This is a genomic window from Streptomyces sp. CNB091 (genome assembly GCF_000377965.1).
The window spans coordinates 211,752-233,364 of sequence record NZ_KB899005.1 but is presented as its reverse complement, the minus strand read 5'-3'; the positions used below and the strand labels follow the sequence as shown (position 1 = coordinate 233,364).

Below are 21,613 nucleotides of genomic sequence, written 5' to 3'. Positions count from 1 at the left end.
GACGCCGCCGAACACGTCCTGGTCCGCGGTGTCGTCCTCGATCGCTGATGTCATGCTGATGCTGCCTTCCCAGCCGAAGGTGGGCGCCGGCCGGGTGGCGCAGACAGGACATTGAGGGGGCTTCTGACCAAGCTCCTATCAGGTCATGTTCCGCCCGGCCGGAGCCATGAGAACAGGTCCCGGCAGCCGGACAGAACAGCACGAGGACAGCCCAGCAGGGCGTCAGTCAGTGGTCGAGCCACGACCACCGGGACCTGAGTACCAGCATCAATGTCAGTGGTGCCCCCTACCGTCGGAGGCATGCTGCTATCTCACGGGGGAGAACCCTCGCCCACCGGTGGACCGGTGGCGCGCTGGTCGGTGGAACAGGTGCTGGCACTGGCTCCTGACGAAGCGTCACGCAGAGCGGGCACACGGCTCGGCGCGGCCGGCCCGTGGGCGGGCACGGGCCGTGACGCGACGGGCGCGGTGTGGGGCCTGTGCAAGGGGAGCGGGAGCACGCCGTACCGCACGGTGGTCGACACCACCGGCCCGGCCTACTCCTGCAGTTGCCCGAGCCGGAAGTTCCCGTGCAAGCACGCGCTGGGGCTGCTGCTGCTCCGGGCGTCCGACGAGTCCGCGTTGCGGCCCGGTGAACCGGCCGACTGGGCCTCGGCGTGGATCGAGGCCCGGCGCGGACGCGCGGCGGAGAAGGGCGGGCCCGCCGCGGGCGGTGACACCGCGCGGGGCCCCGCCGACCCCGCCGCCGCCAGGAAGCGGGCGGAGCGCCGTGCCGAGCGCGTCACGGGCGGGGCCCAGGAGCTGGAACAGCGCCTGGCCGACCTGCTGCGCGGCGGACTCGCCGCGACCGACCACTCGGGGTACGGCCTGTGGGAGGAGACCGCGGCCCGCATGGTCGACGCCCAGGCCCCAGGGCTCGCGGCCCGGGTGAGGGAGCTGGGCGCGATCACCGGGTCCGGTCCGGGCTGGCCGGTCCGCCTGCTGGAGGAGTGCGGCCTGCTCCATCTGCTGGACACGGCCTGGCTCGGCCGGGAGCGGCTGCCGGACCCGCTGGCCGCGACCGTGCGGACGAGAGTGGGGCTGCCCGTGTCCGCCGAGGGCGCCCCGGTCCGTGACCACTGGCTGGTCCTCGCGCAGTACGACACCCCGGACGGCAAGATCGTCGCCCGGCGGATCTGGCTGTACGGGCGGGAGTCGGGCCGTACGGCTCTGCTGCTCTCGTTCGGCGCGGCGGGCCGGCCCCCGGCTCAGGCGCTGCCGGTGGGCGCCACGATCGACGCCGAGCTGACGCCGTATCCGGGCGGCGGGCAGCTCCGTGCGGAGCTGGGCGAGCAGTTCGGGGCCCTGGCCCCGGCCGGGCCCCCGCCGGGGGTCGCCGCGGCGACCGCGCCGGCCGTCTACGGGGACGCCCTGCGGGAGGACCCCTGGCTGGACGCCTGGCCGGTCACCCTGCGCGACGTCATACCCGTGCCGGGCAAGGACGGCTGGCAGGTGGCGGACGCGGGCGCCGACTCAGCGCTGCCGATCGCCCCGGCCGCGCTGTCCCGGCCGGGGCTGTGGAAGCTCGTCGCCCTGTCCGGCGGTGGGCCGGTCACCGTGTTCGGCGAGATCGGCCACCGCGGCTTCGACCCGTTCGCGGCCTGGGACCCGGGCGAGGCGAAGGAGGGCGGGCGCACCACGGGCGGCTCGATCGTCCAACTGGTCTGACTCGCGCGCTGGTCCGACCCACGCGACCGGCCGCCCCGGCCCGGCACGGGCGGACGACACCCCACCCGCCCGGCAGAATCCGACGACCCGCCCCACCTGCCCACCGCACCCAACGACCCGGGCCCACCCGGCCACCGCCCGCCAACTCCGGCCCGTCCCCCGCTCGCCGCCCGACGACTTCGCCCCACCCGGGCGGCGCACCCCGACAGCCCACCCCACCTGCCCGCAAGCACCCGAAGCCCCGCCCCACCTACCCACCGCACCCAACGGCCCGGACCCACCCGCCCACCGCCCGCCAACTCCGGCCCGTCCCCCGCTCACTGCCCGCCGCGCCACCCAGCCGCCCCCTCCCGCCGCCCCGGTCCGCCTGCCCGGCACACCCCGCCGACCGCCCACCCGCCCGCCACCGCCAACTCCGGCCCGCCGCTCCGCGCCGTCGTCCCGGCCCGCCGCCCTTCCCCCGCCATCAGTCCGCCGCCCCAGTCCGACATCCGCGTATTTCTGCCGCTGGAGGGGAAAGATGCCTCGCTCGACCAGCCCCACCGCCACCACTGCTACCGCCACCACCACCGCTACCGCCGCCTCTGCCACCGCTACCGCCGTTACCGCCGCTACCGCCGTCGCTTGCGCCTCCGTCGACTCCCTCGCCTGGGAGGAGCTCGTCACCTCGGCGCTCCTGGGCACTGACCGCCGCCCCCCGACGCCACACGGCGGCCCCGTACCGGCCGATGCGCCCACCGCCCTGCTGGACGCCGCCGCCCTGCACACCGTGCGGCAGCGGGCCGGGCTGCTGCCGGCCGTGCCGGAGGCGCGGCCCGAGCCCGCTGCACCGGATCCCCGCCCGGCGCTGCCCGAGGCCGCCCGGCGCCGGCTCGCCCACCTGCTGGCCGACCGTGCCGCGCCTTCGGGCAGCGGGCGCCGCGGGGCCGCGCCCGACCTCACCGAGCTGATTCCGCAGTGGCTGGCCACCGCCAACCGGAAGGGTTTCCGCGCCCCGGCGGCCCTGTTGCCGCAGCTGCTGGACGCCGCCCGCGCCCGTACGGACCTGCGCCCGCAGGCGCTCGCGTTCGCCGGGCCGCGCGGTCTGTGGCTGGCCGGGCTGAATCCCGACTGGAAGTTCGCCCTGCGGGGCACGGCGAGCGGGGCGCTCCACTCCGACGTCACGGACCCGGAAGCGGTGCGCCGACTGTGGGAGGAGGGGCTGTTCGCGGAGCGGGTCGCGCTGCTCGACGCCGTACGGGCGCAGGACCCGCCCGCGGCGCTCGCCCTGCTCGCCACCACCTGGCCGGCCGAACGGGCCGAGGACCGGCTGATGTTCCTGGACTCCCTGCGGTCCGGGCTCGGGGGCGACGACGAGCCGTTCCTGGAGCAGGCCCTCTCCGACCGCAGCCGCAATGTCCGCGCCACCGCCGCCGAACTGCTGTCCGCCCTGCCCGAGTCGGCGCTCGCCGGGCGGATGGCGGCCCGCGCGATGTCCTGCGTGAACCCGGACCGTACCGGGGACAGCGTCTCCATAGCCGTGGAGGCGCCGCACGAGTGCGACGCGGCGATGCAGCGCGACGGCGTCGCCGCGGTCCCGCCGACCGGCCGGGGCGAACGGTCCTGGTGGCTCGGCCAGCTGGTGGAGGCCACCCCGCTGGGCAGCTGGGAGGAGCGGTTCGGCGGACGTCCCGCCGAGGAGGTCGTGGCCCTGCCCGTCGCCGACGACTGGGCGGACGAGCTGCACGCCGCCTGGTGCCGGGCGGCCGTGCGGCAGCGGAATCCGCAGTGGGCCCGGGCCCTGCTCGGGCGCCCCTCAGCGCCCCCGGCGAACGGCCCCGGGGCGGCCTCGATCGCCGAGCGCTCGAAGCTCCTCGCGGTCCTGGAACAGGCCGAACGCGCTTCCTGGGTAGCCGAGTTCATCGCCGCGCACGGCCTCTCGGAGGCGTTCCAGCTGCTCGGGGTGTGCACGGTCCCCTGGGCCGGGCCGCTCGGGCGTGCGGTGGTCGACGCTCTCGACATCGCGCGGGACGGCGGGAGCTACCCCTGGAGTTTCAGCGGAGTGATGGGCCTCGCGGAACGCTGTCTGGATCCGGCCGAGGCCGACCGGCTGGAGGTCCTGACGGCCGCGCAGGACGAGCAGGAGGGGGCATCGCCGGGGGCGGGCGGCTACTGGTCGGAAGCTTTCCAGCGCCTGGTCTCCACCCTGCGGCTGCGCGCCGCGATGGAGGCGGAACTGATGTCCTGATGCGGGGGAGAGCGGCGCGGATCTGCCCGCCGCCGCCGCAAGGGAACGGAGCTGCTGACCCGCCCACCGCCGTGACAAACGACGACGAAGACGCGGGGAAAACGCGGGGAAAACGCGGGCACACACGCGGCGACCGCGAGAACGCGGAAGACTCGGGCCCACGCCCGGGCGGCGGCGACCGCGAGCACACACGCACGGGCCCACACCCGGGCGGCGACCACGAGCACACACGCACGCCGGGGACCGCGACCGCACGCCGGGGACCGCGAGCCGGGGACCGCGACCGCGAGCACACACGCAGGCGAGGCCGAGGGCGACAGCGACGCCCCGGGACGGCGAGGGAACAGCCGTCGCCCGCGCGGGCCCCGTACGCAGCGGGCCCGCTCCGGGGCCGGTGGTCAGGCCTGCGCGGCCTGGCGGACGTTGGCGTTGACCCACGTGACGATCTCGGTCGTCGTCGCCCCCGGGGTGAACAGCTCCGCGACGCCCAGCTCCTTCAGCGGCGCGATGTCGTCCTCCGGGATGATCCCGCCGCCGAACACCTTGATGTCCTCCGCCTCCCGGGCCTTCAGCAACTCGATCACCTTGGCGAACAGCGTGTTGTGCGCCCCGGAGAGGATCGAGAGGCCGATGGCGTCGGCGTCCTCCTGGATCGCCGTGTCGACGATCTGCTCGGGCGTCTGGTGGAGCCCCGTGTAGATCACCTCCATACCGGCGTCCCGCAACGCCCGCGCGATGACTTTGGCCCCGCGGTCGTGGCCGTCGAGTCCCGGCTTGGCCACCACCACTCGGATCGGACCGGTCACACCCATCACTGCCTCCACCTGGTCTCCCGCGCCTGAAGGGCCGGGGATGTGAACGAACGTTATCCACAGCATCCCGCAAGGCGCTGTTTCGCGGCAGGCGGGGAGGGGGAAATCACATGTGGGACCTGTTCACCGAGCGCCATTGACCCGTACGTGACCGAGCGGACACCCCCAGGGGAGCCGCCACGAGGTTGTCGTACCACCGCGCCGCCAGCCGCACGGCACGGTGGTGCGTCCCCCGTGGCCCGCAGGTCCGCGACCCTCGCGGACGACAACATCGCGGACGACACCCTCGCGGACAGAGACACCCCATGAAGGGCATACGGGGACGGGAACCGCCTCCTCCCCCGTACGCCAGTGCAGGAGGCCGGCCGTGAAGCTCCTCTCTCTCCTCCCCCTGCTGCCCCGCCTGCCGGGCCCCCGGCTGTCGTCCGCGCTCCTCGGCGCCACCGCGCTGGAGCTGGCCGTCCTCGCCGGGCACCTGATCGCCTACCCCTTCGGCCTCACCCCGGAGCGCCGCCGGTCCCCCCGCCCGCCGACCCGGCCCCCGAGCACCGGGGCCGACGGCCCGGATCACGGTGGGACCGCCCCGCCCCAGGCCGCAGCTCCGCCCGAGACCACCGCCCTGCCGGGCGGGGCCGCCGCCGCGCCGCCCGTCGTCCTGCTGCACGGCTTCATCGACAACCGTTCCGTGTTCGTCGTCCTGCGGCGCGCACTGACCCGGCACGGCCACCGCCACCTGGAAGCCCTCAACTACTCGCCGCTGACACGCGACATCCCCACCGCCGCCGAACTGCTCGGGCGGCATGTAGAGGACATCTGCGAGCGCACCGGGCACATCCGGGTCGACGTCGTCGGGCACAGCCTCGGCGGCCTGATCGCCCGGTATTACGTACAGCGACTCGGCGGTGACCGGCGGGTGCGCACTTTGGTGACGCTCGGAACCCCGCACGGGGGCACCGCCGTCGCCCCAGGGGCGGGCGTTCACCCCATCGTGCGTCAGATGCGCGGCGGTTCCTCCGTGATCGAGGAGCTGCGCGCCCCCGCTCCCGGCTGCCGGACCCGGTTCGTGAGCTTCTGGAGCGAGTTGGACCAGGTGATGGTGCCGGTCGGAACCGCGCGCGTCGACCATCCCGATCTCGACGCGGTGAACGTACGCGTCACCGGCATCGGCCACCTCGCGCTGCCCGTGCACCCGACGGTGGCCGCCGCGATCCGTGAGGCTCTTGAGGCGCCGGAGGCCGGTGAGGACACAGCCACCGCCGCCGGATCCTCTGCCGGGGCGACGTCCGCGGCCTGAAATAGAACATCACTCGAACGTAAGGCCAAGGCTGCGCCTGCCGTCCACCGAAAGACGGCCGATTGCCCGTTTCCTACGAACGCAAAACCTGTCGAAGATTGTCGTCCTCACATACCGCCGGGTACAGTCGCGGCCACTGCTTCCCCTGGGACTCCCCTGACCGGGAGCCAGAACAGTCCTGCTGCCGAGGCGAGAGAGAAGTTGGTGAACGACCAGCACCCCCACGCCGGGCATGTCGGGTACGACGACCGATCGACCGGCGGCTTCGCCACCGACCCGCTCTTCGGCTCCCTTCCGGGCGGCCACGACACCGGCTACGACGCGGGTCACCCCGCCGCCGGACACGGCGACACCACCTACGGCGCCGGCTACGACACGGTGTACGCGACCGGACAGCCGGACCACAGCGGCCAGTACGACTCCTCCGCGTGGAACACCGACCCCGGAGCGCAGCAGACGCCCGCCTACGACGGTTACGCCGCCCAGGAGCAGGCCCCGCAGCAGTGGGACACCTCCGGGGCCTGGCAACAGGTCGCCGACCAGAACCTGACCGGCCAGTGGGCGACGGCCGACACCGGCGCGTTCCCCACCACGGGCTTCCCCACCACGGGCTTCTCCGCCTCTGGCTTCCCCGCCGCCCCGTACGGCACGGAGACCGCGTACGCCACGGAGGCGCACGGCGCCGGGGCGTACGGGACGGACGCCTACGACACCGGTACGTACCCGGCCGACGCCACGTACGGAGCCGACGGCGTCCACGGCGCCGACACCTACGAGACCGGGTCGTACCCGACCGGCGCGTACGGCGCGGCGGCCGTCGCCGCCGACACCGGGACGTACGCCACCACCGCCTTCACCACCGGCACGTTCGACGCGGGCACCCATGACACCGGTGCCCATGTCATCGGTGCACATGCCACCGGTGCGCATGGCACGGGCCTGCGTGACACGGGTGCGCATGACACCGGGTCGTACGACTTCGGCGCCTACGAAACCGGCGCTTACGGCACCGTTTCCTACGGCACGGGTACGTACGACACGGGCGCCTACGACGCGACCGCGTGGAACTCCGGCGCCACGCCCGGGGACACCGCGTACGAACCCGAACAGACGTCGCACCCGCTGTACGAACAGCAGCCGGCCGACGCGACGGCGCCCGGGGCCGCGGCCGAACCGGACGGTACGACCGAACCGGGCGGTACGGCCGAGGAGCCGGAGACCGGCCACCACTCCACCGCCGAGTTCGCCGCCCTCGCACCGGACGCCGTGCCGGAGCCGGAAGCCGGGGACTTCCCCGCCGCGCACTCCGTGAACCGCACCGCCGTCCGTCCCCCCGCCCCCCGCAACCGGGCCCGTCGGCGTACTCCCGCCAAGCGTTCCGCCCTGCTGACCGTCGCGGTGCCCTCCGCCTGCGTGATGAGCGTCGCGGGCATCGCCGCCGCCTCGGTCGGCGGGATGCCCGGCGGCGAGGAGAAGCCGGAGGAGACGACCACCTCGCTGGCGGTGGCCGACCCCAGCACGGTCAAGCCGGTCGCCGCGAACAACCGGCTGGACAGCCAGCTGGAGCAGCTCTCCGAGGGCAGCGACGACTTCCGTGAGCGCGCGAGCCGCACCCAGGAGCGCATCGACCTGCGGGAGCGGCAGGCGGCGGAGAAGAAGAAGCGCGAGGAGGAGGCCGCACGCCGCGAGGCGCTGCGGCCCAAGTTCGTCCTGCCGGTCAAGCAGCACGGGCTCAGCGCCTACTACGGCCAGGCGGGCGTCAACTGGATGTCCGTGCACTCGGGCATCGACTTCCCCGTCTCGTACGGCACTCCGGTGATGGCCGCGACCGACGGCACCGTACGCACGCAGCTGAACAGCGCCTACGGGGTCATGGCGATCGTGACCGCCGCCGACGGCACCGAGACCTGGTACTGCCACCTCAGCAGCACCAAGATCCGCTCCGGGCCGGTGAAGGCCGGCGACGTCATCGCGTACTCCGGGAACTCGGGCAACTCCACCGGACCGCACCTGCACTTCGAGGTCCGGCCCGGCGGCGGCTCGGCCATCGACCCGCTGGCGTGGCTGCGCAGCAAGGGCATCGACCCGAGCTGAGACGACATCACGAGCACGGACAGACGGAAGCGGGAGCGAGTGCCTCCTCGGCACTCGCTCCCGCTTCCGTCTGTCCGGCGCCCTGTCCCCCGCCCGTCTACAGCTTCTCTACCGGCGCGTACCGCAGCAGCAGCTTCTTCGGGCGTTCGTCGCCGAAGTCGACCGTCGCCTTGGCCTGGTCGCCGAAGCCCTCGACGGCCGTCACCGTGCCGAGCCCGAACTGGTCGTGCGTGACCCGGTCCCCGGCCACCAGGGTGACCGTCGGCTTCTCCGCGCCGCCGCGCCGGGTCGCGAAACCCGAGGGTCCGGAGCGGGAGCGGGAGGAGGACAGTGAGGACGTGATGCCGGAGGTGGGCCCGGCGGGGGCGGCCATCGGGCCCTTGCGCCGCCAGTCCAGGTGCGCTTCCGGGATCTCCTCCAGGAACCGCGAGGGCGGGTTGTACGAGGGCTGGCCCCAGGCGCTGCGCATCGCGGCCCGGGTCAGGTAGAGCCGTTCGCGGGCGCGGGTGATGCCGACGTACGCGAGGCGGCGCTCCTCCTCCAGCTCCTTGGTCTGGCCGAGGGCCCGCATGTGCGGGAAGACCCCGTCCTCCATGCCGGTGAGGAAGACGACCGGGAACTCCAGCCCCTTCGCCGTGTGCAGGGTCATCAGCGTGATGACGCCGGAGCCGTCCTCGTCCTCGTCGGGGATCTGGTCGGAGTCGGCGACGAGCGCGACCTTCTCCAGGAACTCCGCGAGCGTGCCCGCGCCCTCCTCGTCGCCGCGCTCCTGCTCGAATTCGAGGGCGACGGCGGCGAGTTCCTGGAGGTTCTCGATGCGGGTCTCGTCCTGCGGGTCGGTGGAGGCCTGGAGCTCGGCGAGATAGCCCGTGCGCTCCAGGACGGCTTCCAGTACGACGGCGGGGCCGGCGCCGGACTCGACGATCGTGCGCAGCTCCTCCATCAGCGTGTTGAAGCGCTTGACGGCGTTGGACGAGCGGGCGGCCATGCCGTACGCCTCGTCGACACGGCGCAGTGCCTGGGGGAAGGAGATCTTCTCGCGCATCGACAGGGCGTCGATCATCGCTTCGGCGCGGTCGCCGATGCCGCGCTTGGGGACGTTGAGGATGCGGCGCAGCGGGACGGTGTCCTCGGGGTTGGCGAGGACCCGGAGGTAGGCCAGGACGTCCCGGACCTCCTTGCGCTCGTAGAAGCGCACACCGCCGACGACCTTGTAGGGCAGGCCGACGCGGATGAAGATCTCTTCGAAGACACGGGACTGGGCGTTGGTCCGGTAGAAGACGGCGACGTCGCCCGCCTTGGCGTCGCCCGCGTCGGTGAGCCGGTCGATCTCGTCGGCGACGAACTGCGCCTCGTCGTGCTCGGTGTCGGCGACGTAGCCGGTGATGCGGGCGCCGCTGCCGGCGTTGGTCCAGAGGTTCTTGGGGCGACGGCTCTCGTTGCGCTCGATGACCGCGTTGGCGGCCGAGAGGATCGTCTGCGTGGAGCGGTAGTTCTGCTCCAGCAGGATCGTCGTCGCGCTCGGGTAGTCCTCCTCGAACTGGAGGATGTTGCGGATGGTCGCGCCTCGGAAGGCGTAGATCGACTGGTCCGCGTCGCCCACCACGCACAGCTCGGCGGGTGCGTCGGCCTCCCCTGCCGGGCCGACCAGCTCCCGTACCAGCGTGTACTGGGCGTGGTTGGTGTCCTGGTACTCGTCGACGAGGACGTGGCGGAAGCGGCGGCGGTAGTGCTCGGCGACGTCGGGGAAGGCCTGGAGCAGGTGGACTGTCGTCATGATGATGTCGTCGAAGTCCAGGGCGTTGGCCTCGCGCAGGCGGGCCTGGTAGAGCGCGTACGCCTGGGCCAGGGTCTTCTCAAACCCGTCGGCAGCCTGCCCGGCGAAGGTCTCCTCGTCGATGAGCTCGTTCTTGAGGTTGGAGACCTTGGCGGTGAAGGACTTCGGCGGGAACTGCTTCGGGTCCAGGTCGAGGTCGCGGCAGACCAGGGCCATCAGGCGCTTGGAGTCGGCGGCGTCGTAGATCGAGAACGACGAGGTGAAGCCGAGCTTCTTCGACTCTCGGCGCAGGATGCGGACGCACGCGCTGTGGAAGGTCATGACCCACATGGCGTTGGCGCGGGGGCCGACGAGCTGCTCGACGCGCTCCTTCATCTCGCCCGCGGCCTTGTTGGTGAAGGTGATCGCGAGGATCTGCCCGGGGTGCGTCCCGCGCTCGGCCAGCAGGTGGGCGATGCGGTGGGTGAGGACCCGGGTCTTGCCGGAGCCGGCTCCGGCGACGATGAGCAGCGGGGACCCGGCGTGCACGACGGCGGCGCGCTGCTCGGTGTTCAACCCGTCGAGCAGGGCGGCGGAGTCGATCACCGGGCGCGCGTGACCGTCCCGGTAGTACCCGTCCCGGGGCGGCGGGGGCGCTTCGTAGACGCCCTCGAAGAGTCCCTCCGGCACCGCTTCGGGCGCGTGGTCCTCGGGGGGCGGCGGGGGGCCGCCCTCCGCGGGCTGGAGGCCGGTCAGGAAACTGTCGTCAAAGAGGCTGCTCATCGCCTCCTGAGTTTAGGGCCTGTCGTCAAGCTGTCGCCGTCGCCCGAAGGGCGGTCGAGCGGCGTCTGGTGCGTGCGATCGCAAGGCGCCGGAATGGTCTCGTAGCGGAGCTACTAGTCCATTTCGGCAACGCCGCGAGCGTGCGTGCCAGGCGTCGCTCGACAGGCGGCAGCTTGACGACAGGCCCTAAGGCGGCCGGACTGACAACCTTCGGCCGAAGCCGGGAAGCGGCCGTCGGCACCGGGGAATCGCCCGCCTCTCACCCGTACGCACGGAGACCGGACGCCCACGTTCCGTGAAGAAGTGCCCGGTGGGAGGGGGTGCCGGACCCCCGATCCGGAAAGGTCACGAAAATGTATCGGGCATATCGCTCATCGTCCTTCCCAGCGGCGGGGCCGGTTGGCTAGCGTGCTCGGTCAGGTGGCCCGTACCTCCCTGGGGCGAACCACGCCCGACGGGCGCCTCTGCCGAATCCGTCCTGCCGCCCTGGCCGTTCGGAACCGGGGACCCACACGCAGCACCGGGGTGAATCGGTCCGTGCCCTCGCAGCCGGACCGTAGGACAGCCTTCCGTTCCGTCCGAACCCGACAGCTAACCCGGTAGGCGGTCCACGGAAGGAGATGCCGGTCTTGGCATCGCATCGCAAGCCGCGCACGAAGGTGCGCACCACCACACCCGCCGTCGGGCTGACGACGGCCGCGCTGGCCTCCGTGACGCTGCTCTCCACGCAGAGCGCCACGGCCGCGCCGGCGGAGCCGAAGCCCGCCATCGAGGAAGTGCGGAAGAAGGTCGACGCCCTGTACCGGCAGGCGGGCACCGCGACCCAGGAGTACAACCGGGCCAAGGCCGCCTCCGCGTCCCAGCAGACGAAGGTCGACACGCTGCTCTCCGACGTGGCGAAGCGGGCCGAGAAGATCAACGAGGCGCGCCGGGCACTGGGCTCCTACGCGGCGGCCCAGTACCGCGACGGGGGCATCGCGCCCGCGGCGACGTTCTTCCTCGCGGAGAACCCGCAGGGGTACTTCGACCAGAGTCGGCTGATGGACCGGGCTACGGAGCGGCAGCAGAAGGCCGTCGACGAGGTCCGTACGCAGCAGGCCTCGGCGGCGAAGAAGCGCGCGGAGGCGGTGAAGAGCCTGGAGACCCTCACCGAGACGCAGGCCACGCTCGCCTCCAGCAAGAAGGACGTGCAGTCCAAGCTCACCGAGGCCCGGGGCCTGCTGTCGAGGCTGACCGCCGAGGAGAAGGCGCGGCTGGCTGAGCTGGAGCGCAGACAGGAGGCCGAGGCGAAGGAGAAGGCGGCGAAGCTGGCCGCCCGGCAGGCCGCCGAGGCGAAGGAGAAGGCCGAGGCCGAGGAGAAGGCCCGCGAGGAGGCGGCGAAGGAGTCCGGCGGCGGTTCGGGCACCGGCTCCGGATCCGGTACGGGAACGGATCCGGGCTCCGGCACCGGCACCGGCACCGATAGCGGTTACGCCGCCAAGGCGGAGAAGGTCCTGGCCTTCGCCCGCGCCCAGATCGGGAAGCCGTACGTGTGGGGCGCGTCGGGCCCTTCCAGTTACGACTGCTCGGGGCTGACGCAGGCGGCGTGGCGGGAGGCGGGCGTGACCCTGCCCCGGACGACCTGGGACCAGGTGGAGGTCGGGACGCGGGTCGCCACGTCCGATCTGATGCCCGGAGACCTGGTCTTCTTCTACGACGACATCAGCCACGTCGGCATCTACAAGGGCGACGGGATGATGATCCACGCCCCGAAGCCGGGTGCGAACGTGCGCGAGGAGTCGATCTACTCCATGCCGATCTACGGAAGCGTGCGCCCTGCGTAGTGCGTGTTCGGGGGCGGCTTCTCAGCGGCCGCCCCCGGAACGCCTCAGGTCCAGACCGTGGCGATGAAGATGTTGGCGGCCGTCAGTCCGCCGACCGCGGCGAACGCGCCCTTGTCCACCGTCTCGTCGTCCCGCTTGACGTAGACGAGGGCGAGGATCACGACCAGCAGCGCGAGCTTGATGCCGATCTTGACGTTGTTCACGCTCTGGTCGTCGGCCTGATTGAGCCCGACCAGGGCGATGCCGGTGACGAGCATGGTCAGCGCGCCGTGCAGCATGGCGGGGGTGAAGCGGGCGGTGCCCGCTCCCATGGCCTTCATCTGCGTCAGGAAGCCGCCCAGCAGGGAGGCGATGCCGATGATGTGCAGCGCGACGAAGACATTGATGAGTACGTCCATGGCTCCGGAGCCTAGCCAGGGCCAGGGATACGCCCTTCAGTGAGGCACACCTTACTTTTACGCTTCCTCCGGCATGGAACGCATTGCCCTGAATTCTGGGTGCATCGGTGATCAACCAAGACCGATGAAACGTCACATCAAGGCAATAGCGGTCATGGCGACTCTTTTCCCGGCCCCGGGATTAGCGTCCTTCACGGACCCGCCGGTATCCCCCGGCGGACAGCCGACAGGAAGGATGCCGCCCCCGTGGCAGCGCACCGCAGGTCAGCTCACCGAAAACCCAAGCAGCGCCCGCTCACCGGCTCTGCTGCCCGCACCGCCGCCACCCTGGCGCTCGCCGGGGCCGCCACCGCGGGATCGGTCACCGGGGCGGGCGCGGCCCCCGCCGAACCGGCCCCCACCGCCGCACAGGTCCAGGCGAAGGTCGACCGGCTGTACCACGACGCCGAGGTCGCCACCGAGAAGCACAACGGGGCGAAGGAGGAGGCGGCCACCGCCACCCGCGCCGTCGACGCCCTGGCCGACGAGGCCGCCCGTCGCACCGCCCGACTCAACACCGCCCGGCACGCCCTCGGTTCGCTGGCCACCGCGCAGTACCGCAGCGGAACCCTGGACCCGGCCCTGCAACTGGCCCTCTCCTCCGACCCCGACGCCTATCTGCAACGCGCCTCCTACCTCGACCGGGCGGGCGACCGGCAGAGCGGCCTCCTGCGCGGCATCCGGCGACAGGTCTCCCAGCTCACCCGCCTCAAGGCCCGCGCCGACCAGGAGACCGAACGCCTCGCCGCCCGCCGCGCCGAGCTGCGCGAACACCGCACCGCGATCCGCGCCAAGCTGGCCGACGCCCGCAGGCTGCTGGACACCCTGACCGCCGACGAGCGCCCCGCCTACGAGCGCTCCACCGACGCCCGGGGCGCCGGCGGCCCGGCCCACGCCGACCGCTCGGCCGTCCGCTACGGTCCGGTCGCGGCCCCCGGGTCCCGCGCCGCCCAGGCCATCGATTTCGCGTACGGCGCGATCGGCAAGCCGTACGTCTGGGGCGCGACGGGCCCGAACGCCTTCGACTGCTCGGGCCTGACCCAGGCGGCCTGGAAGGCGGCGGGCGTGAGCCTGCCGCGCACCACCTACACCCAGATCAACGCCGGAGCCCGGGTCCCCCGCTCCGAACTGGCCCCCGGTGACCTGGTCTTCTTCTACTCCGGGATCAGCCATGTCGGCCTCTACATCGGCGGCGGCCAGATGATCCACGCCCCGCGCCCCGGAGCGCCGGTCCGCATCGCACCCGTCGATGAAATGCCTTTCGCCGGAGCGACCCGGGTGGCATAGTCCGCCGCGCAGGTCCCGATCTCCCGCCGGAGGAATCCCCGCATGACGTCGATGGCGAACGCCGTCCAGGACTACGCCCGGGCGCTCGCGCTGCGCTCCCCGGACCACTACCGGACCGGCCCGTTCACCGTCCGGCACAACCCGGACTGGGCACTGAAGTACGCCAACTACGCCATCCCCGACCGGGACGCGGAACCCACGGCGGACGAGGTGGCGGCCCTGGTCGACGCGTTCGGGAAGCACGGACGGCTGCCCCGCCTGGAGTTCCTGCCCGCCTGGGCCCCGGCCGTCGAACCGGCCCTGCTGGCCGCCGGTTTCACCGTGGAGAACCGCGCCCCGTTGCTCGCCTGCGGCCGCGAGGACCTCCGGCCGCCGCAGCCGGTCGACGGTCTCCGCATCGGCACACCGGTCACCGAGGCGGAGTTCACCGAGGCCGCCCGCATCCAGCACCACGGCTTCGGCGGCGAGGGCGAGCCGGAGCCGGGAATGACCGACTGGCTGCGCACGGCGGCCGGCGGCGACGGGGTCGCCGCACTGGCGGTCCTCGACGGCGCGCCGGCCGGGGCCGGCGGCTGCTCGGCCGCGATCGACGGCCTGAGCGAGCTGGCCGGGCTCGCCGTCGCCGCCCGCCACCGCCGCCGGGGCGTGGGCGCCGCGCTCTCCGCCTGGCTGACGGAACGGGCCCTCGATCAGGGCTGCCGAGCGGTCTGGCTGGAGCCGGGCGACCCCGGCGTCGAGCGGGTCTACGCGGGCATCGGCTACCGCCGGATCGGCGAGAAGGTCAACATCTCGCTGGAACCGGCCGACCGGTGAGCAACGGTCTCAGACCAGCCGTCGAGCCGTCGCCCACCGGGTCAGCTCGTGCCGGTTGGAGAGCTGGAGCTTCCTGAGGACCGCCGAGACGTGCGACTCGACCGTCTTCACCGAGATGAACAGCTGCTTGGCGATCTCCTTGTAGGCGTACCCGCGGGCGATCAGCCGCAGCACCTCGCGCTCGCGCTGGGTGAGGCGGTCCAGGTCCTCGTCGACCGGCGGGGCGTCCGTGGAGGCGAAGGCGTCCAGGACGAAGCCGGCCAGCCGCGGCGAGAAGACCGCGTCCCCCTCCTGGACCCGGAAGACCGAGTTCACCAGGTCGGTGCCGGTGATCGTCTTGGTGACATAGCCGCGCGCACCGCCCCGGATGACGCCGATGACGTCCTCCGCGGCGTCCGAGACGGAGAGCGCGAGGAAACGGACCGGGTTCTCGGCCGTGCCCATCATGGGGGCGCAGCGGCGGAGCACCTCGACGCCGCCGCCGCCCGGGAGATGGACGTCGAGGAGGACGACCTCGGGGCGGGTCGCCGTGATGACGGTGACCGCCTGGTCGACGTCGGCGGCCTCGCCGACCACCTCGACGCCGGTCTCCTCGGTGCGGCCGATCTCGGCCTGCACCCCGGTGCGGAACATCCGGTGGTCGTCGACGAGCACGACCCGTACCCGTCGCTCCGGGCCCCCGGTGGCTTCGGTGTTCTCGGTCATTCGCTCGCCCTCTCCATCTCCAGCTCGACCTCGGTGCCCCCGCCGGGCACCGAACGCAGCCGGGCGCTGCCGCCGTTGCGCTGCATCCGGCCGATGATTGATTCTCGTACGCCCATCCTGTCCCCGGGAACCTCGTCGAGGTCGAATCCCGGGCCCCGGTCCCGTACGGAGACGAAGACCGTGCGGCCCTCGACCTCCGCGAAGACCTGGACGGCGCCGCCCTCGCCACCGTACTTGGCGGCGTTGACCATCGCCTCGCGCGCGGCCTGCATCTGTGCGGTCAGCCGGTCGTCGAGGGGGCAGTCGCCGACCACGACGACCTCCAGCGGGACGCCGTGCTTGTCCTCGACCTCGGCGGCGGCCCGTTTGACCGCCTCCGCCAGGGTCTCCGGCTCGTCGTCCTCGTCCTTGCCGGTGCCCTCGGGGTTGTAGAGCCAGTTGCGCAGCTCGCGCTCCTGGGCGCGGGCGAGGCGTCTGACCTCGCCGCCGTCGTCGGCGTTGCGCTGGATCAGGGTGAGGGTGTGCAGCACGGAGTCGTGGACGTGGGCGGCGACCTCGGCCCGCTCCTGGGCGCGGATGCGCATCAGGCGCTCCTCGGAGAGGTCCTGTGTCATCCGCACCAGGTAGGGGCCGGCGAGCAGGGCGATGCCGGTGAGTACGGCGATGGCCGCGGTGAGCACGTTGCCGAGCTGGGCGGCCGAGCCGCGCACCACCAGGAACACGGCGAGGCCGAGGCCGACGAGGGCCACCCCGGCGAGGCCGCGGGCCAGGTGCAGCAGCTTGCGGTTGCGGCCGGTCTCCATCCAGCGGGCGCGGCGGGCGTTGTCCGCCTGCCGCCAGACCAGGACGGAGCCCGCGCCGATCAGGAGGGTCGGCCAGATGTAGCGGTCGGCCTCGCTGCCCATGTCGACGTTGACGACGAACGCGACGGCCCCGACGGTCAGGGCGACCAGCGCGAAGACCTGGCCCCTGTCCGGTTTACGGAGCTTGCGGCGGCCCTCCGCCGACGTCTCGAACACGGAGCGCGGGGCGTCGACGCCGCCGACGCCGAGCGGCACGACGATCCAGAACACCGCGTAGAGCACCGCGCCGAGGCCGTCGGTGAAGAACAGCCCGAGGAAGAGGAACCGCACCCAGGCGACGGGCAGCCCGAGGTGTCCGGCGAGCCCGCGCGCGACACCGCCGAGCAGCCGGCCGTCGGCGCTGCGGTAGAGCTTGCGTGGTGCGGGCTCCTCCGGGTCGGCGGCGACGGAGCTGGCGGCTCGGGCGGTGGCGGCTGGCATACCCCGATCGTCACACGTGCGGACGCGCGGCGGCATCAGGGTCCGCCCCCGAAGTGACCCTGATGCTGTCCCCAGCGCACGCCTGATGACAGCTCCCCTCCCCCGCGACGACAGGGCCTCGGCCCGGCGCGTGCGCCCCGGCCCCTCAGGGGCGTCACCGGGCAATATCAGGGACCGGCCAGGGTCGGCGCGGGTCCCGGCGGGGGGTCCGGACCGTCACCATGGAGGCATGACCGCTCCCTCGGACGCCGCTCCCGGCGTCGCGCCCCCCGAAGCGCCGAAGCCGACGCTGCGGCGCACCCCGCGACAGAAGGTCGTCGCCGGGGTGTGCGGCGGACTCGGCCGGTACTGCGACGTGGATCCGGTGATCTTCCGGATCGTGCTCGGTGTGCTGTCGGCGACCGGAGGCATCGGTCTGATCTTCTACGGCTTCGCCTGGCTGCTGCTCCCCGCGGACGGCGACGACGAGAACGAGGCGCGCAAACTGCTGTCGGGGCGGGTCGACGGGGCGTCCCTGGTGGCGCTGCTGCTGGCGCTGATCGGCTGCGGGCTGTTCCTGTCGATGCTGCACAACCGGGACATGCTGGCGTTCGCCGCGCTGCTGACGCTGGCGGTCGTCGGCTTCTCCGTGTGGACGCAGTCCCGGCGGACGGCGGGGGCCCCGGAGGACCCGGCGGCCCCGCCCGGCGCGTCGGCGGCCCCGCCCGGCCCCGTGCACACGGGCGGGCTCGGCACGCCGCCGCCGGAGGTGAAGGCCCCGCCGACACCGGGCAGTCCGTCGTGGTGGCGGGACCCGATCGTCAAGGACGGCACCACGGGGCCGGTCGGCCCCGGCTATCTGTGGGGTCCGCCGGACACGGACGTCGGCACGGCGCACGCCGGGGCGAAGTCCGGGCGGCCCACTCCGGACGCCCCGTTCCTGAAGCCGCAGCCGTCGCCCGTGGAGCGCGGGCCGCGCTCCATCGGCGGTCCCGTCTTCCTGACGGCGCTGGTGGCGGGCGGCCTGGGCACCGGACTGAGCTGGGAGCAGCAGCCGCTGGGCACCGCCCTCCAGATCGGCCTGGTCGCCGCTCTCGCCGTCTTCGGGCTCGGCCTGCTGATCGCCTCGCTGCTGGGGCGGACCGGGTTCGGCACGGTCCTGATGGCGATGATCACGGCGGGTCTGCTGGCGGGCGCGGCGGTGCTGCCGAAGGACATCGACACCTCGTGGGCGCGCCAGGAGTGGCGGCCGGCGTCGGTGTCGGCCGTCGCGCCGCACTACGAGCTGCGTACGGGCGACGGCCGACTGGACCTGTCCGGACTGAAGGTGGCCAAGGGCACGACCGTGCGCACGGGGCTCGATGTGGCTGCGGGGCGGGCGGCCGTCGTCGTCCCGGCGGACGTGACGGTGAAGGTGCGCGCCGAGGCGGGTCTCGGGGAGATCCGGCTGGAGGAGGGGCAGCGGGTCCAGGTCCGGATCAACAGCGACGAGGTGAAGCGGCGGACGCTGCCGCCGCCCACGGGCACGAAGCCCGCCGGAACGATCGAACTGGTGCTGGAAGTCGGCATCGGACAGGTGGAGGTCACCCGTGCTGCGTCATGAATTCCGGCCCGGCCGTGCGGTGGCGGGCCTGGCGATGCTGGGCCTGGCCGGCGGGTACGCGGCCGACGCCGCCGGGGCCTGGGAGGTCCCATGGACGTTCTTCCTGCCGCTGTTCCTCGGCGGGCTGTGGCTGGCCGCGACGGTGACGTGGGCCTCCTACATGCTGCGGCGGCGCGAGGCGAGGAAGGCGTCGGCGGAGAACACGGTGGCGCCCGCGAGCACCAGCGGCAGCCACGCCATCAGATAGGGCAGGTCGTTGCCGTAGTAGTACGGGGTGGCCTGCCAGCTCACGGTCAGCCAGAGGCTCAGCGAGATCAGCGCGCCGCCGAGCGCCGCGAGTCGGGTCCAGAGCCCGACGAGGGTGCCGAGGCCGACGAGGAGTTCCCCGATCGCGATGGCGTAGCCGAAGCCCTCGGGGCTCTTCAGCGCCAGGTCGACGAGGGCGGGGACCGCGGAGGAGTCGCGCACCCCGCGCATCATCTCGCCGATGGAGCCGGTGCCGGTCGCGGACAGGAACGCGCTGTCCGTGAGCTTGTCGAGGCCCGCGTACACGAAGGTGACGCCGAGGAAGACGCGCAGCGGCAGCAGGGCGTACGTGCCCGCCTGCTCCCTCAGTGTCCTGCGCTCGCCCAGACCGTACGATCCGCCGCCGTAACCGTTCATCACCGCTGCCCTGCTTCCCGAGATCCCGTCACCTCGACCATACGTACGCCCTCGGCGCGCTGCTCACCAGGGCTGGGACGCGATCGGCGGCGGGAATTCGCCCGGGGGCCGGTACCGGTCAGTCCGTGACGTCGATCGGGCAGCGGTTGGTCTCCACCCCGGCGGCGGTGACGACCTGGACGTCCACGGTCCCCGGCTCGACCTCGACCGGGACGGGCACGGTGAGAACGGTGTCGGTCGGGTTGGCGAAGCCCCCTGCGACCGGGATCAGCGGTACGTGGACATGGACCGTGCCGATCCGGACGACGAGCCGGGCCAGCCGGTCGGGGCCGCCCGCGCCGGGCGGTACGAAGCCCGCGCCCCGGATCTCGATGTCGTCGCCGGTCCGGATGGGGGCGTCCAGGTCCCCGGCCTCCCGGGCCCGCACGACGGACAGCACGACGGGGCGGCCGCCCTCCGCGTACTTCCCGGCGAAGTAGGTCGCCGCCGAGACCGCCACCAGCAGCGCGAGCCCCCACGGCAGGTCGGGCAGCTGCTCGGGGCGGCGGGCCAGCCGCACCGCGGCGAACAGCACGGCGACGGCGCTGACCAGCACGTACTGCACATCGGTGAAGGAGCCGCGCCCCGAGTCGTCGGTGAGCAGGTCGGCGGCGCGCGGCCGGTCGGCGCGCAGCTTCTGGAGCCGCTGGCCCAGCACCCGTACGGTCACCACGCGGCGCACGACGACGGCGACGGCGCACACGAGCGCCAGCACGGCCACGACCCCGGCGGAGCGCACGAGGTCGAGCCCCTCGATCAGGGCGTCCCTCTTCTCCGGGTCGGAGGCCCCGGCCAGTTGCAGCGCGAGCACGAGGACGGCGAAGACGGCCAGCAGCACCCAGACCCCGGCGACCGTCCGGGAGGTGGAGAGCCGGTTATCCTCTCCGATCAGCGGGGCGAGGAGACCGCCCCGGGCGCGGTGGAAGCGGGCGGCGGCGGTGAGCAGCCCGGCCGTGAGGAGGGCGGCGATCAGCCCTGCGGTACGGGCGGTGGACCAGCCGGCCCCGATCGCGGTGAGGCTCGCACCGACGAGGAGGGCCCCGGCCGCACCCCAGACGGCGAACAGCGTTCCCCGCCAGACCTGGTGGAGCCAGGCGTCACCGGCTTCCCGGGCCCGCTCGGCGACGGTACGGGCGGACCCGGTCAGCTCGTCGGACACCCACTGCCGGGACGCGGACGGTGACGGGGAGACCCCGGCGGGAAGCCCCTTGCCTGCCGCCAGTTCGTCCCGTTTGGCCAGGAACGCGGCGACGGCGCGCCGGTGTCCGCGACGGGCTCCGTGCGGGCAGTCGCCACACGTACAGCCGCCGCCGTGCGTGCTGCTCGTCCTGGATTCGTCCAACGCCACGGAGGATTACGCCCTTTCCCGCCCCGGTACAGCCAACTCACTCGCGATATCCGCGAATTGTGCCGTACCGGACGGCCGGGCGCCGCATCGGGGCGGGCCGTGGGCGTGTGTCGTCAGAACGTTCGAGCGATCCGCTGCCACAGGGGCTGGTAGTTGATCCAGGCCACCAGGTCGCCGCCGAGGTGGTCGCGGGTGGTGGCGGCGTCCCGGTGCGAGATGAGGACGGGTTTCCCGGCGGCCCGCGCCAGCAGCTGCACCTGGCAGGCGCGCTCCATGGTGAGGAACCACCAGGCCGCCGCGTCCACCGAGCCGCCGACGGTCAGCAGCCCGTGGTTGCGCAGGATCACCGCCTTGTGCGTCCCGAGCGCGGCGGCGATCCGCCGGCCCTCGTCCTCGTCCACGACGACTCCGGAGTAGGCGTCGTACAGCGCGTGGTCCTCGTAGAAGGCGCAGGACTCCTGGGTGATCGGCTCGATCGGCTCCCCGAGCGCGGAGAGCGCCCGCCCGTGCACCGAGTGGGTGTGGGCGACGGCCACGGTGTCCGGGCGGGCCCGGTGCACCGCCGCGTGGACGGCGAACGCGGCCTGGTTGACGTGGAAACGGCCCCGGACCACCTGGCCGTCGCCGTTGACGAGGATCAGGTCCTGCGGGGCGATGTCGGCGAAGGGGGCGCCGAACGGGTTGACCCAGAAGCAGTCCGCCAGCTCGGGGTCGCGGGCGCTGATGTGCCCGGAGACCCCGTCCTCGTACCCGAGCTCCCCGAACAGCCGCAGCGCGCCCGCCAGCCGCTCCCTCCGGTACGCGCGTTCCTCGTCCGGCGAGGCGTGCACGGGCGGCATCGCGAACTGGAGCTGCTCGACGGGGATCGGGGCGGGGGCGGGCACGGCGACCGGCTCGGACATGGCGGCTCCTCGGGTTCCCTGGGTTCCCTGGGCGTACGGGACCGGAAGTTACCGCCGG

The 21,613-nt window shown here is 73.1% G+C and carries 17 protein-coding genes and 1 riboswitch; of the genes, 9 read left to right on the top strand and 8 right to left on the bottom strand.

Features of this window, described 5'->3' with window-relative positions:
• Window positions 1–300 precede the first annotated feature (300 nt).
• Window positions 301–1,707, top strand: a complete 1,407-nt coding sequence (locus D581_RS0127105) for an SWIM zinc finger family protein (protein WP_051114646.1) — start codon at window positions 301–303, stop codon at window positions 1,705–1,707.
• Window positions 1,708–2,227: 520 nt separating this feature from the next.
• Window positions 2,228–3,934, top strand: coding sequence for a DUF5691 domain-containing protein (locus D581_RS0127100; RefSeq protein ID WP_018960293.1), 1,707 nt, complete (start codon window positions 2,228–2,230; stop codon window positions 3,932–3,934).
• Between the two features lie 398 nt (window positions 3,935–4,332).
• Here D581_RS0127100 and icmB read toward each other — a convergent pair whose 3' ends face one another.
• The gene (icmB, locus tag D581_RS0127095) at window positions 4,333–4,746 is read right to left on the bottom strand and encodes a coenzyme B12-dependent isobutyryl CoA mutase small subunit (protein WP_003966859.1); all 414 of its coding nucleotides are present in this window, start codon (window positions 4,744–4,746) and stop codon (window positions 4,333–4,335) included.
• Window positions 4,747–5,113: 367 nt separating this feature from the next.
• Between icmB and D581_RS0127090 the strand changes: the two genes are divergently transcribed.
• Window positions 5,114–6,040, top strand: a complete 927-nt coding sequence (locus D581_RS0127090) for an alpha/beta fold hydrolase (protein WP_018960292.1) — start codon at window positions 5,114–5,116, stop codon at window positions 6,038–6,040.
• A gap of 204 nt (window positions 6,041–6,244) precedes the next feature.
• Window positions 6,245–8,134, top strand: a complete 1,890-nt coding sequence (locus tag D581_RS0127085; RefSeq protein WP_018960291.1) for a M23 family metallopeptidase — start codon at window positions 6,245–6,247, stop codon at window positions 8,132–8,134.
• A 97-nt stretch (window positions 8,135–8,231) separates the two neighbouring features.
• Here D581_RS0127085 and pcrA read toward each other — a convergent pair whose 3' ends face one another.
• On the bottom strand, window positions 8,232–10,673 hold the full coding sequence (gene pcrA, locus D581_RS0127080; RefSeq protein ID WP_018960290.1) for a DNA helicase PcrA: 2,442 nt from the start codon (window positions 10,671–10,673) through the stop codon (window positions 8,232–8,234).
• A 472-nt stretch (window positions 10,674–11,145) separates the two neighbouring features.
• Window positions 11,146–11,295: riboswitch (cyclic di-AMP (ydaO/yuaA leader) on the top strand.
• Here pcrA and D581_RS0127075 point away from each other — a divergent pair.
• Window positions 11,294–12,496, top strand: a complete 1,203-nt coding sequence (locus D581_RS0127075; protein ID WP_018960289.1) for an NlpC/P60 family protein — start codon at window positions 11,294–11,296, stop codon at window positions 12,494–12,496. It overlaps the preceding riboswitch by 2 nt.
• 44 nt (window positions 12,497–12,540) lie before the next feature.
• Here D581_RS0127075 and D581_RS0127070 read toward each other — a convergent pair whose 3' ends face one another.
• A complete protein-coding gene (locus D581_RS0127070) occupies window positions 12,541–12,894 on the bottom strand; it encodes a hypothetical protein (protein WP_018960288.1) in 354 nt (117 codons plus the stop codon).
• A gap of 246 nt (window positions 12,895–13,140) precedes the next feature.
• Between D581_RS0127070 and D581_RS0127065 the strand changes: the two genes are divergently transcribed.
• Together D581_RS0127065 and D581_RS0127060 are read left to right on the top strand one after the other, a co-directional pair.
• The gene (locus D581_RS0127065) at window positions 13,141–14,220 is read left to right on the top strand and encodes an NlpC/P60 family protein (RefSeq protein ID WP_018960287.1); all 1,080 of its coding nucleotides are present in this window, start codon (window positions 13,141–13,143) and stop codon (window positions 14,218–14,220) included.
• A gap of 42 nt (window positions 14,221–14,262) precedes the next feature.
• Window positions 14,263–15,033: a GNAT family N-acetyltransferase gene (locus D581_RS0127060; protein WP_018960286.1), complete on the top strand. Its 771-nt coding sequence runs from the start codon at window positions 14,263–14,265 to the stop codon at window positions 15,031–15,033.
• Window positions 15,034–15,042: 9 nt separating this feature from the next.
• On the opposite strand, the gene D581_RS0127055 is transcribed toward D581_RS0127060, so the two are convergent.
• Window positions 15,043–15,738: a LuxR C-terminal-related transcriptional regulator gene (locus D581_RS0127055; RefSeq protein WP_007450924.1), complete on the bottom strand. Its 696-nt coding sequence runs from the start codon at window positions 15,736–15,738 to the stop codon at window positions 15,043–15,045.
• The gene (locus D581_RS0127050) at window positions 15,735–17,021 is read right to left on the bottom strand and encodes a PspC domain-containing protein (protein ID WP_018960285.1); all 1,287 of its coding nucleotides are present in this window, start codon (window positions 17,019–17,021) and stop codon (window positions 15,735–15,737) included. Before D581_RS0127050 ends, D581_RS0127055 begins: the two co-directional genes overlap by 4 nt.
• A gap of 229 nt (window positions 17,022–17,250) precedes the next feature.
• On the opposite strand from D581_RS0127050, the gene D581_RS0127045 reads away from it, so the two are divergent.
• Together D581_RS0127045 and D581_RS1000000140115 are read left to right on the top strand one after the other, a co-directional pair.
• Entirely contained in the window at window positions 17,251–18,603 is a 1,353-nt protein-coding gene (locus tag D581_RS0127045; RefSeq protein ID WP_018960284.1) for a PspC domain-containing protein, read from the top strand.
• The gene (locus D581_RS1000000140115) at window positions 18,590–18,850 is read left to right on the top strand and encodes a hypothetical protein (RefSeq protein ID WP_078625935.1); all 261 of its coding nucleotides are present in this window, start codon (window positions 18,590–18,592) and stop codon (window positions 18,848–18,850) included. The genes D581_RS0127045 and D581_RS1000000140115 overlap by 14 nt, the downstream gene beginning before the upstream one ends.
• Here the strand turns inward: D581_RS1000000140115 and D581_RS0127040 are convergent.
• From D581_RS0127040 to D581_RS0127030, 3 genes are all read right to left on the bottom strand, one after another.
• Window positions 18,760–19,266 carry a DoxX family protein gene (locus D581_RS0127040; protein WP_020679246.1) on the bottom strand — a complete coding sequence of 169 codons (507 nt, stop codon included), beginning with the start codon at window positions 19,264–19,266 and terminating at the stop codon, window positions 18,760–18,762. The genes D581_RS1000000140115 and D581_RS0127040 overlap by 91 nt on opposite strands.
• A 118-nt stretch (window positions 19,267–19,384) precedes the next feature.
• Complete coding sequence (locus D581_RS0127035) at window positions 19,385–20,653, bottom strand: hypothetical protein (protein ID WP_026290948.1); 1,269 nt, start codon at window positions 20,651–20,653, stop codon at window positions 19,385–19,387.
• Between the two features lie 113 nt (window positions 20,654–20,766).
• Window positions 20,767–21,555 (bottom strand): class II aldolase/adducin family protein, encoded by a 789-nt coding sequence (locus D581_RS0127030; protein ID WP_018960281.1) that lies wholly within the window; start codon window positions 21,553–21,555, stop codon window positions 20,767–20,769.
• Window positions 21,556–21,613 lie beyond the last annotated feature (58 nt).

What these genes read in the sequence shown, in the direction of transcription:
- D581_RS0127105 (WP_051114646.1), top strand. Translation starts at nt 301, where the DNA reads ATGCTGCTATCTCACGGGGGAGAACCCTCGCCCACCGGTGGACCGGTG.
- D581_RS0127100 (WP_018960293.1), top strand. Translation starts at nt 2,228, where the DNA reads ATGCCTCGCTCGACCAGCCCCACCGCCACCACTGCTACCGCCACCACC.
- icmB (WP_003966859.1), bottom strand. Translation starts at nt 4,746, where the DNA reads ATGGGTGTGACCGGTCCGATCCGAGTGGTGGTGGCCAAGCCGGGACTC.
- pcrA (WP_018960290.1), bottom strand. Translation starts at nt 10,673, where the DNA reads ATGAGCAGCCTCTTTGACGACAGTTTCCTGACCGGCCTCCAGCCCGCG.
- D581_RS0127075 (WP_018960289.1), top strand. Translation starts at nt 11,294, where the DNA reads ATGCCGGTCTTGGCATCGCATCGCAAGCCGCGCACGAAGGTGCGCACC.
- D581_RS0127070 (WP_018960288.1), bottom strand. Translation starts at nt 12,894, where the DNA reads ATGGACGTACTCATCAATGTCTTCGTCGCGCTGCACATCATCGGCATC.
- D581_RS0127060 (WP_018960286.1), top strand. Translation starts at nt 14,263, where the DNA reads ATGACGTCGATGGCGAACGCCGTCCAGGACTACGCCCGGGCGCTCGCG.
- D581_RS0127055 (WP_007450924.1), bottom strand. Translation starts at nt 15,738, where the DNA reads ATGACCGAGAACACCGAAGCCACCGGGGGCCCGGAGCGACGGGTACGG.
- D581_RS0127050 (WP_018960285.1), bottom strand. Translation starts at nt 17,021, where the DNA reads ATGCCAGCCGCCACCGCCCGAGCCGCCAGCTCCGTCGCCGCCGACCCG.
- D581_RS0127045 (WP_018960284.1), top strand. Translation starts at nt 17,251, where the DNA reads ATGACCGCTCCCTCGGACGCCGCTCCCGGCGTCGCGCCCCCCGAAGCG.
- D581_RS0127040 (WP_020679246.1), bottom strand. Translation starts at nt 19,266, where the DNA reads ATGAACGGTTACGGCGGCGGATCGTACGGTCTGGGCGAGCGCAGGACA.
- D581_RS0127030 (WP_018960281.1), bottom strand. Translation starts at nt 21,555, where the DNA reads ATGTCCGAGCCGGTCGCCGTGCCCGCCCCCGCCCCGATCCCCGTCGAG.